12 protein-coding genes are annotated in these 14,266 nt (G+C 67.1%); 9 read left to right on the top strand and 3 right to left on the bottom strand.

What is annotated here, in order from left to right; genetic code table 11:
- The first annotated feature begins 124 nt into the window (after positions 1-124).
- From P8A18_RS20680 to tuf, 5 genes are all read left to right on the top strand, one after another.
- Positions 125-4,024: a DNA-directed RNA polymerase subunit beta' gene (locus tag P8A18_RS20680; protein ID WP_306056532.1), complete on the top strand. Its 3,900-nt coding sequence runs from the start codon at positions 125-127 to the stop codon at positions 4,022-4,024.
- A gap of 452 nt (positions 4,025-4,476) precedes the next feature.
- Positions 4,477-4,848 carry a 30S ribosomal protein S12 gene (gene rpsL / locus P8A18_RS20685; RefSeq protein WP_003948652.1) on the top strand — a complete coding sequence of 124 codons (372 nt, stop codon included), beginning with the start codon at positions 4,477-4,479 and terminating at the stop codon, positions 4,846-4,848.
- A gap of 2 nt (positions 4,849-4,850) precedes the next feature.
- A complete protein-coding gene (gene rpsG / locus P8A18_RS20690; RefSeq protein ID WP_018101248.1) occupies positions 4,851-5,321 on the top strand; it encodes a 30S ribosomal protein S7 in 471 nt (156 codons plus the stop codon).
- Positions 5,322-5,359: 38 nt separating this feature from the next.
- Positions 5,360-7,489, top strand: a complete 2,130-nt coding sequence (gene fusA, locus P8A18_RS20695; protein ID WP_306056536.1) for an elongation factor G — start codon at positions 5,360-5,362, stop codon at positions 7,487-7,489.
- 160 nt (positions 7,490-7,649) lie between these two features.
- Complete coding sequence (gene tuf / locus P8A18_RS20700; RefSeq protein WP_018550640.1) at positions 7,650-8,843, top strand: elongation factor Tu; 1,194 nt, start codon at positions 7,650-7,652, stop codon at positions 8,841-8,843.
- A 231-nt stretch (positions 8,844-9,074) separates the two neighbouring features.
- Here tuf and P8A18_RS20705 read toward each other — a convergent pair whose 3' ends face one another.
- Positions 9,075-10,049 carry a helix-turn-helix domain-containing protein gene (locus tag P8A18_RS20705; RefSeq protein WP_306056538.1) on the bottom strand — a complete coding sequence of 325 codons (975 nt, stop codon included), beginning with the start codon at positions 10,047-10,049 and terminating at the stop codon, positions 9,075-9,077.
- Between the two features lie 285 nt (positions 10,050-10,334).
- On the bottom strand, positions 10,335-10,760 hold the full coding sequence (locus P8A18_RS20710; RefSeq protein ID WP_136201715.1) for an ATP-binding protein: 426 nt from the start codon (positions 10,758-10,760) through the stop codon (positions 10,335-10,337).
- 161 nt (positions 10,761-10,921) lie between these two features.
- Between P8A18_RS20710 and P8A18_RS20715 the strand changes: the two genes are divergently transcribed.
- From P8A18_RS20715 to P8A18_RS20725, 3 genes are read left to right on the top strand one after another with little or no spacing between them, the layout of a single operon-like run.
- Complete coding sequence (locus P8A18_RS20715; RefSeq protein ID WP_306056541.1) at positions 10,922-11,803, top strand: helix-turn-helix domain-containing protein; 882 nt, start codon at positions 10,922-10,924, stop codon at positions 11,801-11,803.
- Positions 11,800-12,009 carry a DUF397 domain-containing protein gene (locus tag P8A18_RS20720; protein ID WP_306056543.1) on the top strand — a complete coding sequence of 70 codons (210 nt, stop codon included), beginning with the start codon at positions 11,800-11,802 and terminating at the stop codon, positions 12,007-12,009. Before P8A18_RS20715 ends, P8A18_RS20720 begins: the two co-directional genes overlap by 4 nt.
- A gap of 25 nt (positions 12,010-12,034) precedes the next feature.
- Positions 12,035-12,241 (top strand): DUF397 domain-containing protein, encoded by a 207-nt coding sequence (locus tag P8A18_RS20725; protein WP_306056545.1) that lies wholly within the window; start codon positions 12,035-12,037, stop codon positions 12,239-12,241.
- Between the two features lie 152 nt (positions 12,242-12,393).
- Here the strand turns inward: P8A18_RS20725 and P8A18_RS20730 are convergent, their stop codons facing one another.
- Positions 12,394-13,113, bottom strand: a complete 720-nt coding sequence (locus P8A18_RS20730) for a ricin-type beta-trefoil lectin domain protein (RefSeq protein WP_306056547.1) — start codon at positions 13,111-13,113, stop codon at positions 12,394-12,396.
- Positions 13,114-13,495: 382 nt separating this feature from the next.
- On the opposite strand from P8A18_RS20730, the gene P8A18_RS20735 reads away from it, so the two are divergent.
- On the top strand, positions 13,496-14,176 hold the full coding sequence (locus P8A18_RS20735) for a hypothetical protein (RefSeq protein WP_306056549.1): 681 nt from the start codon (positions 13,496-13,498) through the stop codon (positions 14,174-14,176).
- Positions 14,177-14,266: the final 90 nt, after the last annotated feature.

A 14,266-nucleotide genomic window follows, 5' to 3' on the forward strand; every position in this document is an offset into this window, starting at 1 on the left:
TGGCCGGCCGGATCTCCGTGATCCGGCCGGCTCTCCCCGGACCCGTTCAGACCATTGCTGAAGTGCCCCGATTTCTCGCGTGACGCGAGGGGGCTCGAACCCCCGAAAGAGGGATTGACGACAAGTGCTCGACGTCAACTTCTTCGACGAGCTGCGGATCGGCCTTGCCACCGCGGACGACATCCGGACCTGGTCCCACGGCGAGGTCAAGAAGCCGGAGACCATCAACTACCGCACCCTCAAGCCCGAAAAGGACGGACTCTTCTGCGAGAAGATCTTCGGTCCGACCCGGGACTGGGAGTGCTACTGCGGCAAGTACAAGCGTGTCCGCTTCAAGGGCATCATCTGTGAGCGCTGTGGCGTCGAGGTCACGCGCGCCAAGGTGCGCCGTGAGCGCATGGGCCACATCGAGCTCGCCGCTCCCGTCACCCACATCTGGTACTTCAAGGGTGTCCCGTCGCGTCTGGGCTACCTGCTGGACCTCGCGCCGAAGGACCTCGAAAAGGTCATCTACTTCGCCGCGTACATGATCACGTTCGTGGACGAGGAGCGCCGCACCCGCGACCTCCCGTCGCTGGAGGCGCACGTCTCCGTCGAGCGCCAGCAGATCGAGAACCGCCGCGACTCGGACCTCGAGAACCGCGCCAAGAAGCTTGAGACCGACCTGGCCGAGCTGGAGGCCGAGGGCGCCAAGGCCGACGTGCGCCGCAAGGTGCGCGAGGGTGCCGAGCGCGAGATGAAGCAGCTGCGCGACCGTGCGCAGCGCGAGATCGACCGCCTCGACGAGGTGTGGAGCCGCTTCAAGAACCTCAAGGTCCAGGACCTGGAGGGCGACGAGCTGCTCTACCGCGAGCTGCGTGACCGCTTCGGCACGTACTTCGACGGCTGCATGGGCGCCGCCGCGCTGCAGAAGCGGCTGGAGTCCTTCGACCTCGACGAGGAGGCCGAGCGCCTCCGCGAGATCATCCGTACCGGCAAGGGCCAGAAGAAGACCCGTGCGCTCAAGCGCCTCAAGGTCGTCTCCGCGTTCCTTCAGACGAGTAACAAGCCCAAGGGCATGGTGCTCGACTGCGTACCGGTCATCCCGCCGGACCTGCGTCCGATGGTGCAGCTGGACGGTGGCCGCTTCGCGACCTCCGACCTGAACGACCTGTACCGCCGTGTGATCAACCGCAACAACCGCCTCAAGCGGCTTCTCGACCTCGGCGCGCCCGAGATCATCGTGAACAACGAGAAGCGCATGCTCCAGGAGGCCGTCGACGCGCTGTTCGACAACGGCCGCCGCGGTCGTCCGGTCACCGGTCCCGGTAACCGTCCCCTGAAGTCCCTCAGCGACATGCTGAAGGGCAAGCAGGGGCGTTTCCGTCAGAACCTGCTCGGCAAGCGTGTGGACTACTCCGCGCGTTCCGTGATCGTCGTCGGTCCGCAGCTCAAGCTGCACCAGTGCGGTCTGCCGAAGGCGATGGCGCTGGAGCTCTTCAAGCCGTTCGTGATGAAGCGCCTGGTGGACCTGAACCACGCGCAGAACATCAAGTCGGCCAAGCGCATGGTCGAGCGCGGCCGCACCGTGGTGTACGACGTCCTCGAAGAGGTCATCGCCGAGCACCCGGTGCTGCTGAACCGTGCGCCCACCCTGCACCGCCTCGGCATCCAGGCCTTCGAGCCGCAGCTGGTCGAGGGCAAGGCCATCCAGATCCACCCGCTCGTCTGCACCGCGTTCAACGCGGACTTCGACGGTGACCAGATGGCCGTGCACCTGCCGCTGTCCGCGGAGGCGCAGGCCGAGGCCCGCATCCTGATGCTGTCCTCGAACAACATCCTGAAGCCGGCCGACGGTCGTCCCGTCACCATGCCGACCCAGGACATGGTGCTGGGCCTGTTCTTCCTGACCACCGACGGCGAGCTCCGTGACACCAAGGGCGAGGGCCGTGCGTTCGGCTCCACGGCCGAGGCGATCATGGCGTTCGACGCCGGCGAGCTGGCGCTCCAGTCGTCCGTCGACATCCGCTTCCCGGTGGGCACCATCCCGCCGCGTGGCTGGGTGCCGCCGGTCGCCGAGGAGGGCGAGCCCGAGTACCAGCCGGGCGACACCTTCCGGCTGCGGACGAGCCTGGGCCGCGCGCTCTTCAACGAGCTGCTGCCCGAGGACTACCCGTTCGTCGACTACTCGGTCGGCAAGAAGCAGCTCTCCGAGATCGTCAACGACCTCGCCGAGCGCTACCCCAAGGTCATCGTGGCGGCAACGCTCGACAACCTGAAGGCGGCGGGCTTCCACTGGGCGACCCGTTCGGGCGTCACCGTGGCCATCTCCGACGTCGTCGTGCCCGAGGCCAAGAAGGCCATCGTCAAGGGCTACGAGGAGCAGGACGAGAAGGTCCAGAAGCAGTACGAGCGCGGTCTGATCACCAAGGACGAGCGCACGCAGGAGCTCATCAACATCTGGACCAAGGCGACCAACGAGGTTGCCGAGGCCATGAACGCGAACTTCCCCAAGACGAACCCCATCTTCATGATGGTTGACTCGGGTGCCCGAGGAAACATGATGCAGATGCGTCAGATCGCCGGTATGCGTGGTCTGGTGTCCAACGCCAAGAACGAGACGATTCCGCGTCCCATCAAGGCGTCCTTCCGTGAGGGCCTCACCGTTCTGGAGTACTTCATCTCCACGCACGGTGCCCGTAAGGGTCTGGCGGACACCGCCCTGCGTACCGCTGACTCGGGTTACCTGACCCGTCGTCTGGTGGACGTCTCGCAGGACGTGATCATTCGCGAGGAGGACTGCGGCACCGACCGCGGCCTCAAGCTGAAGATCGCCGTCAAGGGCGCCGACGGCGTGCTCCGCAAGACGGAGGACGTCGAGACCTCGGTCTACGCCCGCATGCTCGCCGAGGACGTCGTCGTGGACGGCAAGGTCATCGCGCCTGCCAACGTCGACCTCGGTGACGTCCTGATCGACGCCCTGGTGGGCGCCGGCGTCGAGGAGGTCAAGACCCGCTCGGTCCTGACCTGTGAGTCCGCGGTCGGCACCTGTGCCTTCTGCTACGGACGCTCGCTCGCCACCGGCAAGCTGGTCGACATCGGTGAGGCGGTCGGCATCATCGCCGCCCAGTCCATCGGTGAGCCCGGCACCCAGCTGACGATGCGTACCTTCCACACCGGTGGTGTGGCCGGTGACGACATCACCCAGGGTCTGCCCCGAGTCGTCGAGCTCTTCGAAGCCCGTACGCCCAAGGGTGTCGCCCCGATCTCGGAGTCCGCGGGCCGGGTCCGGATCGAGGAGACCGAGAAGACCAAGAAGCTCGTGGTCACGCCGGACGACGGCAGCGACGAGATCCCCTTCCCGATCTCCAAGCGTGCCCGTCTGCTGGTCGGCGAGGGCGACCACGTCGAGGTGGGCCAGAAGCTCACCGTGGGTGCCACCAACCCGCACGACGTGCTGCGCATCCTCGGTCAGCGCGCGGTCCAGGTCCACCTGGTCGGCGAGGTCCAGAAGGTCTACAACTCGCAGGGCGTGTCGATCCACGACAAGCACATCGAGATCATCATCCGGCAGATGCTCCGCCGCGTGACGATCATCGAGTCCGGCGACGCGGAACTGCTGCCGGGCGAGCTCGTCGAGCGCTCGAAGTTCGAGACCGAGAACCGTCGTGTGGTCACCGAGGGCGGTCACCCCGCCTCCGGCCGTCCGCAGCTGATGGGTATCACCAAGGCCTCGCTGGCGACGGAGTCGTGGCTGTCCGCGGCCTCCTTCCAGGAGACGACCAGGGTCCTGACGGACGCGGCGATCAACGCCAAGTCCGACTCCCTGATCGGCCTCAAGGAGAACGTCATCATCGGTAAGCTCATCCCGGCCGGTACGGGTCTGTCCCGCTACCGCAACATCCGGGTCGAGCCGACCGAGGAGGCCAAGGCCGCGATGTACTCGGCCGTCGGCTACGACGACATCGACTACTCGCCGTTCGGCACGGGCTCCGGCCAGGCCGTTCCGCTGGAGGACTACGACTACGGTCCGTACAACCAGTAAGCGAGTCGCTTGATACGACCGGAGGGCGGCCATCCCGTGGGGGTGGCCGCCCTCCGGCGTGCGATGGGTCACACTGGGCCGGGGGCCGGCGGTGGTCCCCGGGGGCGGGGAGGGCCTCTGTGAGGGTCGTAGGGGCCCCTGAGGGCCTCCTTGCGGGGGTCTGCGGCATCCGTACGGGTCGGGACAAGCCGGGCGGTCGGGCCGACCGGCCGGGGTGGACAGCATTTGTTTTGACCCAAGTCCGTGAGGTAGGTACGCTCAGACCTTGTGCCTGGGGTGTGCCTGGGCTCGTGTGCGTGTCCTCAACCGCATGGCGAGTCTGTCTTTGGCCACCGTGATCCGTGCTCTTCGTGCCTTGCGGCAGGAGCTTGCGTGATTCGACACACCCGACCGCGTGGGTCGGCGATGTTCCAGGTTAGTTTCACCGACGGCACACAGAAACCGGAGAAGTAGTGCCTACGATCCAGCAGCTGGTCCGGAAGGGCCGGCAGGACAAGGTCGAGAAGAACAAGACGCCCGCACTGGAGGGTTCGCCCCAGCGCCGCGGCGTCTGCACGCGTGTGTTCACGACCACCCCGAAGAAGCCGAACTCCGCGCTCCGGAAGGTCGCGCGTGTGCGTCTGACCTCTGGTATCGAGGTCACGGCCTACATCCCGGGTGAGGGACACAACCTGCAGGAGCACTCCATCGTGCTCGTGCGTGGTGGCCGTGTGAAGGACCTGCCGGGTGTTCGTTACAAGATCATCCGCGGCTCGCTCGACACCCAGGGTGTCAAGAACCGCAAGCAGGCCCGCAGCCGCTACGGCGCCAAGAAGGAGAAGTAAGAATGCCTCGTAAGGGCCCCGCCCCGAAGCGCCCGGTCATCATCGACCCGGTCTACAGCTCTCCTCTTGTCACGTCGCTGATCAACAAGATCCTGCTCGACGGCAAGCGTTCCACCGCCGAGCGGATCGTGTACGGCGCCATGGAGGGTCTTCGTGAGAAGACCGGCGCCGACCCGGTCATCACGCTGAAGCGCGCGCTGGAGAACGTCAAGCCCTCGCTCGAGGTCAAGTCCCGCCGTGTCGGTGGCGCCACCTACCAGGTGCCGATCGAGGTCAAGCCCGGTCGCGCCGCCACCCTCGCGCTGCGCTGGGTCGTCGGTTACTCCCGCGCCCGCCGCGAGAAGACGATGACCGAGCGGCTCATGAACGAGCTGCTCGACGCCTCGAACGGTCTTGGCGCTGCCGTCAAGAAGCGTGAGGACACCCACAAGATGGCCGAGTCCAACAAGGCCTTCGCGCACTACCGCTGGTAGTCGCTACCCCCATCGAGACCGAGAGAAGACTGAGCCTTATGGCCACCACTTCGCTTGACCTGGCCAAGGTCCGCAATATTGGGATCATGGCCCACATCGACGCGGGCAAGACGACCACCACTGAGCGGATCCTGTTCTACACCGGTCGTTCGTACAAGATCGGCGAGACCCACGACGGCTCCGCGACGATGGACTGGATGGAGCAGGAGCAGGAACGCGGCATCACGATCACGTCCGCCGCGACGACCTGCCACTGGCCGCTCAATGATGTTGACCACACCATCAACATCATCGACACCCCGGGTCACGTCGACTTCACCGTCGAGGTGGAGCGTTCGCTCCGCGTCCTCGACGGCGCCGTCACCGTGTTCGACGGTGTGGCCGGCGTCGAGCCGCAGTCCGAGACCGTCTGGCGTCAGGCGGACCGCTACGGCGTGCCGCGTATCTGCTTCGTCAACAAGCTCGACCGCACCGGCGCCGACTTCCTCCGTTGCGTCAGCATGATCGTGGACCGCCTCGGCGCGACCCCGATCGTCATGCAGCTGCCCATCGGTGCGGAGGCCGACTTCACGGGTGTCGTCGACCTCGTGTCGATGAAGGCCTTCGTGTACCCCGAAGAGGCCGCCAAGGGCGAGATGTACAACGTCGTCGACATCCCGGACAACCTCAAGGAGGCCGCCGAGGAATGGCGCGCCAAGCTCCTTGAGGCCGTGGCCGAGAACGACGACGCCATGATGGAGCTGTACCTGGAGGGCACCGAGCCCACCCAGGACCAGCTGCACGAGGCGATCCGCCGCATCACCCTGGCCTCCAGGGGCGGCGCCGACTCCGTCACCGTCACCCCGGTGTTCTGTGGCACGGCGTTCAAGAACAAGGGCGTCCAGCCCCTGCTCGACGCGGTCGTGCGCTACCTGCCTTCCCCCCTGGACGTCGAGGCCATCGAGGGCCACGACCCCAAGGACCCCGAGACCGTGGTCAAGCGCAAGCCCTCGGACGACGAGCCGCTTTCCGCGCTCGCGTTCAAGATCGCGAGCGACCCGCACCTCGGCAAGCTCACCTTCGTCCGGATCTACTCCGGTCGCCTGGAGGCCGGCACCGCGGTGCTGAACTCCGTCAAGGGCAAGAAGGAGCGCATCGGCAAGATCTACCGCATGCACGCGAACAAGCGTGAGGAGATCCAGTCGGTGGGTGCCGGCGACATCATCGCCGTCATGGGCCTGAAGCAGACCACCACCGGTGAGACGCTGTGCGACGACAAGAACCCGGTGATCCTGGAGTCCATGGACTTCCCGGCGCCGGTCATCGAGGTCGCCATCGAGCCCAAGTCCAAGGGTGACCAGGAGAAGCTGGGTGTCGCCATCCAGCGCCTCTCCGAGGAGGACCCGTCCTTCCAGGTGCACTCCGACGAGGAGACCGGCCAGACCATCATCGGTGGTATGGGCGAGCTTCACCTCGAAGTGCTCGTCGACCGCATGAAGCGCGAGTTCCGCGTCGAGGCGAACGTCGGCAAGCCGCAGGTGGCGTACCGCGAGACGATCCGCAAGGCCGTCGAGCGTATCGACTACACGCACAAGAAGCAGACTGGTGGTACCGGCCAGTTCGCGAAGGTGCAGATCGCCATCGAGCCCCTTGAGGGCGGCGACGCGTCGTACGAGTTCGTCAACAAGGTCACCGGTGGCCGCATCCCCCGTGAGTACATTCCCTCGGTGGACGCGGGTGCTCAGGAAGCCATGCAGTTCGGCATCCTGGCCGGTTACGAGATGGTCGGCGTCCGCGTCACCCTTCTCGACGGTGGTTACCACGAGGTCGACTCGTCCGAGCTGGCGTTCAAGGTCGCCGGTTCGCAGGCGTTCAAGGAGGGTGCCCGCAAGGCGTCCCCCGTGCTCCTGGAGCCGATGATGTCGGTCGAGGTCACCACGCCCGAGGACTACATGGGTGAAGTGATCGGCGACCTCAACTCCCGCCGTGGCCAGATCCAGGCCATGGAGGAGCGCAGCGGCGCTCGCGTCGTGAAGGGCCTCGTGCCCCTCTCGGAGATGTTCGGCTACGTCGGAGACCTCCGCAGCAAGACCTCGGGTCGCGCAAGCTACTCGATGCAGTTCGACTCCTACGCCGAGGTTCCGCGGAACGTCGCCGAGGAGATCATCGCGAAGGCCAAGGGCGAGTAACTCTCCCGAGCTCACGCTTTAGGCTTGTCACCGGAGCCCGTGGGGCATTCGTCGCGGAGTTCACACTTCGCGGAGAATGCCCCCGGGGGCCGGCATCCCAGCAAAGATCACCTGGCGCCGATGAAGCAAGGCGTACAGAACCACTCCACAGGAGGACCCAGTGGCGAAGGCGAAGTTCGAGCGGACTAAGCCGCACGTCAACATCGGCACCATCGGTCACATCGACCACGGTAAGACGACCCTCACGGCCGCCATTACCAAGGTGCTGCACGACGCGTACCCGGACCTGAACGAGGCCTCGGCCTTCGACCAGATCGACAAGGCTCCCGAGGAGCGCCAGCGCGGTATCACCATCTCCATCGCGCACGTCGAGTACCAGACGGAGCAGCGTCACTACGCTCACGTCGACTGCCCGGGTCACGCGGACTACATCAAGAACATGATCACCGGTGCCGCGCAGATGGACGGTGCCATCCTCGTGGTCGCCGCCACCGACGGCCCGATGCCGCAGACCAAGGAGCACGTGCTCCTGGCCCGCCAGGTCGGCGTGCCGTACATCGTCGTCGCGCTGAACAAGGCCGACATGGTGGACGACGAGGAGATCCTGGAGCTCGTCGAGCTCGAGGTCCGCGAGCTGCTCTCCGAGTACGAGTTCCCGGGCGACGACCTTCCGGTCGTCAAGGTCTCGGCGCTCAAGGCGCTTGAGGGCGACAAGGAGTGGGGCAACACCGTCCTCGAGCTCATGAAGGCCGTGGACGAGAACATCCCGCAGCCCGAGCGCGACGTCGACAAGCCGTTCCTGATGCCGATCGAGGACGTCTTCACGATCACCGGTCGTGGCACCGTCGTCACCGGTCGTATCGAGCGCGGTATCCTCAAGGTCAACGAGACCGTTGACATCGTGGGTATCAAGCAGGAGAAGACCACCACCACGGTCACCGGCATCGAGATGTTCCGCAAGCTGCTCGACGAGGGCCAGGCCGGTGAGAACGTCGGTCTGCTCCTCCGTGGCATCAAGCGCGAGGACGTCGAGCGCGGCCAGGTCATCATCAAGCCCGGTTCGGTCACGCCGCACACCGAGTTCGAGGCCCAGGCCTACATCCTGTCGAAGGACGAGGGTGGCCGTCACACCCCCTTCTTCAACAACTACCGCCCGCAGTTCTACTTCCGTACCACGGACGTGACGGGCGTTGTGACCCTCCCCGAGGGCACCGAGATGGTCATGCCCGGTGACAACACCGTCATGTCCGTCGCGCTGATCCAGCCGGTCGCCATGGAAGAGGGCCTGAAGTTCGCCATCCGTGAGGGTGGCCGGACCGTGGGCGCCGGCCAGGTCACCAAGATCAACAAGTAATCACTTGTTCGTCTGACCTGGTTGCTCCGCACAGAGCACCAAGAAGGGCCCCGTCCCACCGCTTCGCGCGGTGGGACGGGGCCCTTCGGTTTTCGTACGGGGTTACCAGCCGCCCTCGTACGGCCGCGGCGTCACGCGGCCCGCGAAGCGGCCGTCCGCGACGATGATCCGGGTGTGCTCGGGGAGGCACCGCAGGGCGTCCCGCAGTCCGTTGCCGACTGCGCATACCGGTCAGGCGGCTCTGTACGTCTCCGCCTCGCGGCAGTCCCGGCAGTGTCCGGGCTCCGGCGCCCGGAAGACACGCTCGCAGCGGTCGCAGTCCTGGAGCGGGACGGCTCCGGGCGCGGTCCCCGCCGCGTCGGGGAGCGGTGGCGGCAGGAGCGCGGTGAGGCGGTTGCGGACGAACCCCGCCGGGTGTCTGACGGGGGCCGGGAGGTCGCTGGTCAGGGCGTGCTGGATGGTCGCGGGCTGCACGTCGCGGTCCAGCCAGGTGGCGACCGCGGGGGCGAGTTCGCTGATGTCCTTGGCGGACAGCGTGAGTTGGGGCGCGTGGCGGCGGAGCCCGGCGAGGAGTGTGGTGGCCGCGGGGTGCCGTTGCTCGGTAGGGGGTTGCTTCTTCCTCGGGGCGGGTGCGGGTGCGGGTGCGGGTGCCGGTACGGGGGCGGGTGTCTGCCGCGAGGGTGCGGGTGCGGGCGCTGGTACGGGGGCGGGTGTCTGCCGCGAGGGTGCGGGTGCGGGCGCGGGGGCGGGTGTCTGCCGCGAGGGTGCGGGCGCGGGTACGGGGTCGGGTGTCTGCCGCGAGGGTGCGGGTGCGGGCGCGGGCGCCGTGGCGGTCGGCTGGTTGTACGAGGTCGTACGGGTGACGAAGCGGCCGTCCGGGAGGCGTACGCGGCTGCGGAGCAGGTAACCGGCGGCCTCCAGCTCCTTCAGCGCGGCGGCGATCCGGGCCTCGCTCTCCGGGAAGCGGGCGGCGAGGAACTTGATGCCGACCCTGGCCCCGGCGGGCAGCGACTGGATGTGCGCGGCGAGCCCGATCGCGGTGAGCGAGAGGTCCGCGTGCTGGGCGAGGTGGTTGCCGATGACCGTGAAGCCGGAGATGTGGCGGACGTTGACGTGGATGATGCCGGAGGTCGGCGTGACGTCGGGGTGGGGCCCGGGGGAGCCGGACGGGGCGCGCGGGGGCGCGATAACCTGCGGGGTAGCCATCAGGAAGGTGCTTTCTTCCTCGTTGGTCAGGCCCTCGGTCGAGATTGGCGTCTCGCCGGGGGCCGTCTCATGTTCTGGGGTTGTCGCGGCGAGCATATGCCAGGCAACCCGTGGCGAATCCAGCCCAGTTGGCCTAGTTCACTCGCGCGAGTGATGCAGGTCAGAGCGGGGTGGGGTGGGGTTGGGTCTGGTTCTTTCCCGGGTTCTTTAAAAGCCTTTCTTACGTCGTGGAGGACCGCGACCCGGTGGCCCGGGACGCGGCCGGCCGCGACGCGGTGGGGTCCGTCACGGTACGAGGTCGAGCTCGGCCCACACCGTTTTACGGGGCACCGGTCCCTCCACGACGCCCCAGCGGTCCGCCAGCGCCTCGACGATGAGCAGACCGCGCCCGCTCTCCGCGTACGGACCCGGGGAGTCGGGCACGGGCAGCCGGTCGCCCCGGGTGTCGGTCAGCTCGATCCGCAGCCGAGACCCGTCACTCACGGTGAGGCTCAGCCGGAAGTCCCGGCCCGGCACGCGCCCGTGCGCGGCGGCGTTGGCCGCCAGCTCGGCCACGATGTGCGCGGCTGCTTCGGTGGGGAGCCCCCAGTCGCCCAGATGCGCCGTGGTGAGCAGCCGGGCGAGCCGTGCGCCCCGGCGCGTGGGGGAGAGCTGCACGGCGAACTCGCGGGCGGGAGCGGAAAGTTCGGCTCGGTTGATTTCTCGATTCACGTCACTCAGGGTGGCCGCGCGTGCGTACCGTGCACAGTGACTCGGCGCTTACGTACGGTCATTGTCCCGGGCTTGTCCAGCGTTGTCCCCGCTGTACGGGGTGACGGCCGGGGGACGTACACGGTTGAGGAAGAACGGCACGCGCGGGAGGCGGGGCACGGATGAGTGTGGATGAGATCGGTATGGAACAGCAGGCCGACGCCGGGGCGGACGAACCGGGCTGGGACGTCGACCCCGACGACGAGTCGGGCGTCGCGGTGATCGCTGCGGTGGGGCGCCAGCTCAGGGCGTGGCGGGAGGCGGCGGGCCTGACAGCCGCCGAGCTGGGGGCCGCGATGGGGTACGGCGAGAACCTGATCTACAAGGTGGAGGGCGGCCGGCGCATCCCCCGCCCGGAGTTCCTGGACAAGGCGGATGAGGTGTGCGGGGCGGGCGGGAAGATCGCCGCGATGAAGCAGGACCTGGCGGCTGTGCGGTACCCGAAGAAGGTGCGGGACCTGGCGAAGCTGGAGGCGAAGGCGGTTGAGCTGTCGGCGTACGGCAGCCACAACTTGCACGGCCTCTTGCAGACGGAGGAGTACGCGCGGGCTCTGTTCGGGATGCGGCGGCCCGCCTTCTCGTCGGACGAGGTGGAGCGGCTGGTTGCTGCTCGTATGGCCCGGAAGTCCATCTACAGCCGCTCACCTGGGCCGGAACTCAGCTTTGTGCAGGAAGAGGCGACGCTGCGGCGCCCCATCGGGGGCAGAATGGTGCTGCGACGTCAGCTCGAATACCTTCTGGAGGTAGGGAAGTTGAGGAACGTCGAGATCCAGGTGATGCCGACCAGCCGCGAGGACCATGCGGGAATGAGCGGCGAGATGGAGGTGCTGAAGTTCAGGGACGGTTCGGCGGTGGGGCGCTCTGAAGGCGAGTTCGGCAGCCGCCCGGTCGCTGACCCGAAGCATGTGCGCATCATCGAGTTGCGACATGGCATCATCCGGGCACAGGCTCTCACACCTCGGGAGTCGCGGGCCTTCATCGAGCACGCACTGGGAGAGACATGATCACCAAGGACTCTGGCGGCGACACTTCTCGGCTGGAGTGGTTCAAGAGCAGCTACAGCGACAGCGGCAACAGCAACGAATGCGTGGAGGTCGCGGCTGCGTCTGGCGTGGTGCACGTCCGTGACTCGAAGGACCTGTCCGTGCCGGAGCTTGCCTTCGGCGAGGGCGCGTGGGCTGGGTTTGTCTCGCACGCCGCTGATTGCTGACCCTGCACAGGTTGGGAAAGACGTGATGGGCGAGATCTCGGGCAACAAGGCCTTCCGGCCGGAGTGGTTCAAGAGCAGCTACAGCAGCAGCAGCGAGGGGGACTCGTGCGTCGAGGTCGCAGCTGCGCCCGGCTCCGTGCGCGTCCGTGACTCGAAGGACCTGTCCGTACCGCAGCTCGCCTTCGGCGAGACCGCGTGGGCGGGGTTCGTTTCGTACGCCGCCGACTGCTAGCGCCGGATCAACCGTCCGCAGTCGCAGAACGAACGCGGGCGCGGGTGGCACCGGAACCCCGGTACCACCCGCACCCCGGCACCACCTGCGTCACGGCGCTGTCGCGACCGCTCGCACCGGGCGGCACGGGTGCGTTGACGGCCGGCGGCGGGTCAGGCCGTCATCGTCCAGTGCTGGTTGGCGTTGCCGTTGCAGTCCCAGATCTGGAGCCGGGTCTTGTTGGCGGTGGTGTTGTCAGGTGCGTCCAGGCACCGGCCGGACTGGGTGTTCATCAGGGAGCCGTCGGTCCGGTACTGCCACTGCTCGGAATCCCAGCCCGCGCGGCAGTCGTACAGCTCGACCTTGGTGCCGTTGGCCGTGTTGCCCTGCTGGACATTGAGGCACTTGCCCAGGGCGCGCAGGGTTCCGTCGGAGGCCAGGGCCCAGTCCTGCGCGGTGGTGTTGTTGCAGTCGTAGAGCTGGACGGCGGCGGCGTTCTGCGCCGATGCGCCGGCCACGTCGACGCACTTGCCGCCCCAGCCCACGATCGGGGTGTGCACCCGGCCGTCGGCCAGGGTGACCGCACGGACATGGTTCTCCGCGTACTCACCGATGCCGCACACCACCGTCGATGTGCCGTTCCCGGTGACCGTATTGCCCCCTGCCCAGTACTCGTAGGGCAGCAGCACGCCCGGTATGAACAGGGCACAGACATCGATCGCCTGCCACTTGGTCGCCGGGGCGACTCCGGTACAGGTCGCGACTCCCAGCGGTCCGCTGTAGGAGGTGGTGCAGCTTCCCGGCCAGTCGGCGGCCTGGGCGGGCGATCCGGCGATCAGCGGAGTGACGAGGAGGGCGAACATGGCTACTAAGGCAGTGACGATACGTCTCACGGTTCCCCAGACTGGTAGTCGTGGACCGGCCGAATCCGGCCCTCGGGGAGACTTCCACTCCGGTGCACAGCAGGTGACCGGATCGAGGCGAATGGCCGGATCACTTCGGCTACCGGCCGGATAGACCCACCCGGTGGCGCTATACGTCTCTTCAGCAGGGCACACACAGGGCTGTCGGGGCGACCGGTTCACCGACCGCCCCGCAGCCCACCGAAACGTGCAGATGATGTGAATATCGCGACACCTCTCCTTACTCGAACTGCCCCTCCAGAGTGCGCAGTTGGCGGCAATCTGAGTGGCGTGGTCGGAATGTGCGTACTTCACAGCGCCTCCATACCGCCACCGGGCTCATCGGTTACGGAAACTCGAGAGAGGCGTCACTGTGGGACTTCTTCGTCGCATCGCCGGTTCGGTTCTGCTCGTCGGCGGGCTGTTGGCCGCCACCATCACCCCCTCGGCAGCGGCCACCGCCGCAGTCGGTCCGGTCGACCTGAAATTCATCGGCATCGGCTCAGGGCCGGACAACCTCGCGTACGGCTACGCCTTCGACAGCGCGTACTACCAGGCCGCGGGCATGGGATTCGCGTCCAGTCAGTGCCGGGTCATCGCGGGCCCGTACCACATGCTCCAACTGCCCAGCGGCTTCGGTCAGTGGGGCGTGGAAATCCGCTGCACCGGTGAGCCGAGCGTCACGGCCCCGACCCGCAACCTGGTGAGATACCTGGGCAGTGAGCACATGAGCACCACGTGGAACGTTCTCGAAGCCGACGGGTACCACTCGGAGGGCAGCCTCGGCAGGCTCTACACGACCCCGGTCGCCGGAACCCGCCCCCTCTACATGTGCCAGAACGCCAAGGACACCTTCACCTCTCCCGACGTCAACTGCGAGGGGAAGACATACGTGACCCGGCTCGGCTGGATCTACTCGGCGAAGCCCGCCAACGTGCTGACCAAACTGGTACGTCGCTGCCGGACCAATGGCCCGCTGGAGCACTTCGACTCCAATTCGAACACCTGCGAGGGCCAGGACGCCGAGGGCATTCTGGGCTACGCCCTGCTCTGACCCCGTTCCCGGGCGCATACGTGTGGGGGCAGGCGGACCTGATCACCCACCTGCCCCCTACGGCCCGGCACCACGAAGCGCCGCCCCGCT

The sequence above is a fragment of the Streptomyces sp. Mut1 genome, assembly GCF_030719295.1.
Classification (GTDB): domain Bacteria; phylum Actinomycetota; class Actinomycetes; order Streptomycetales; family Streptomycetaceae; genus Streptomyces; species Streptomyces castrisilvae.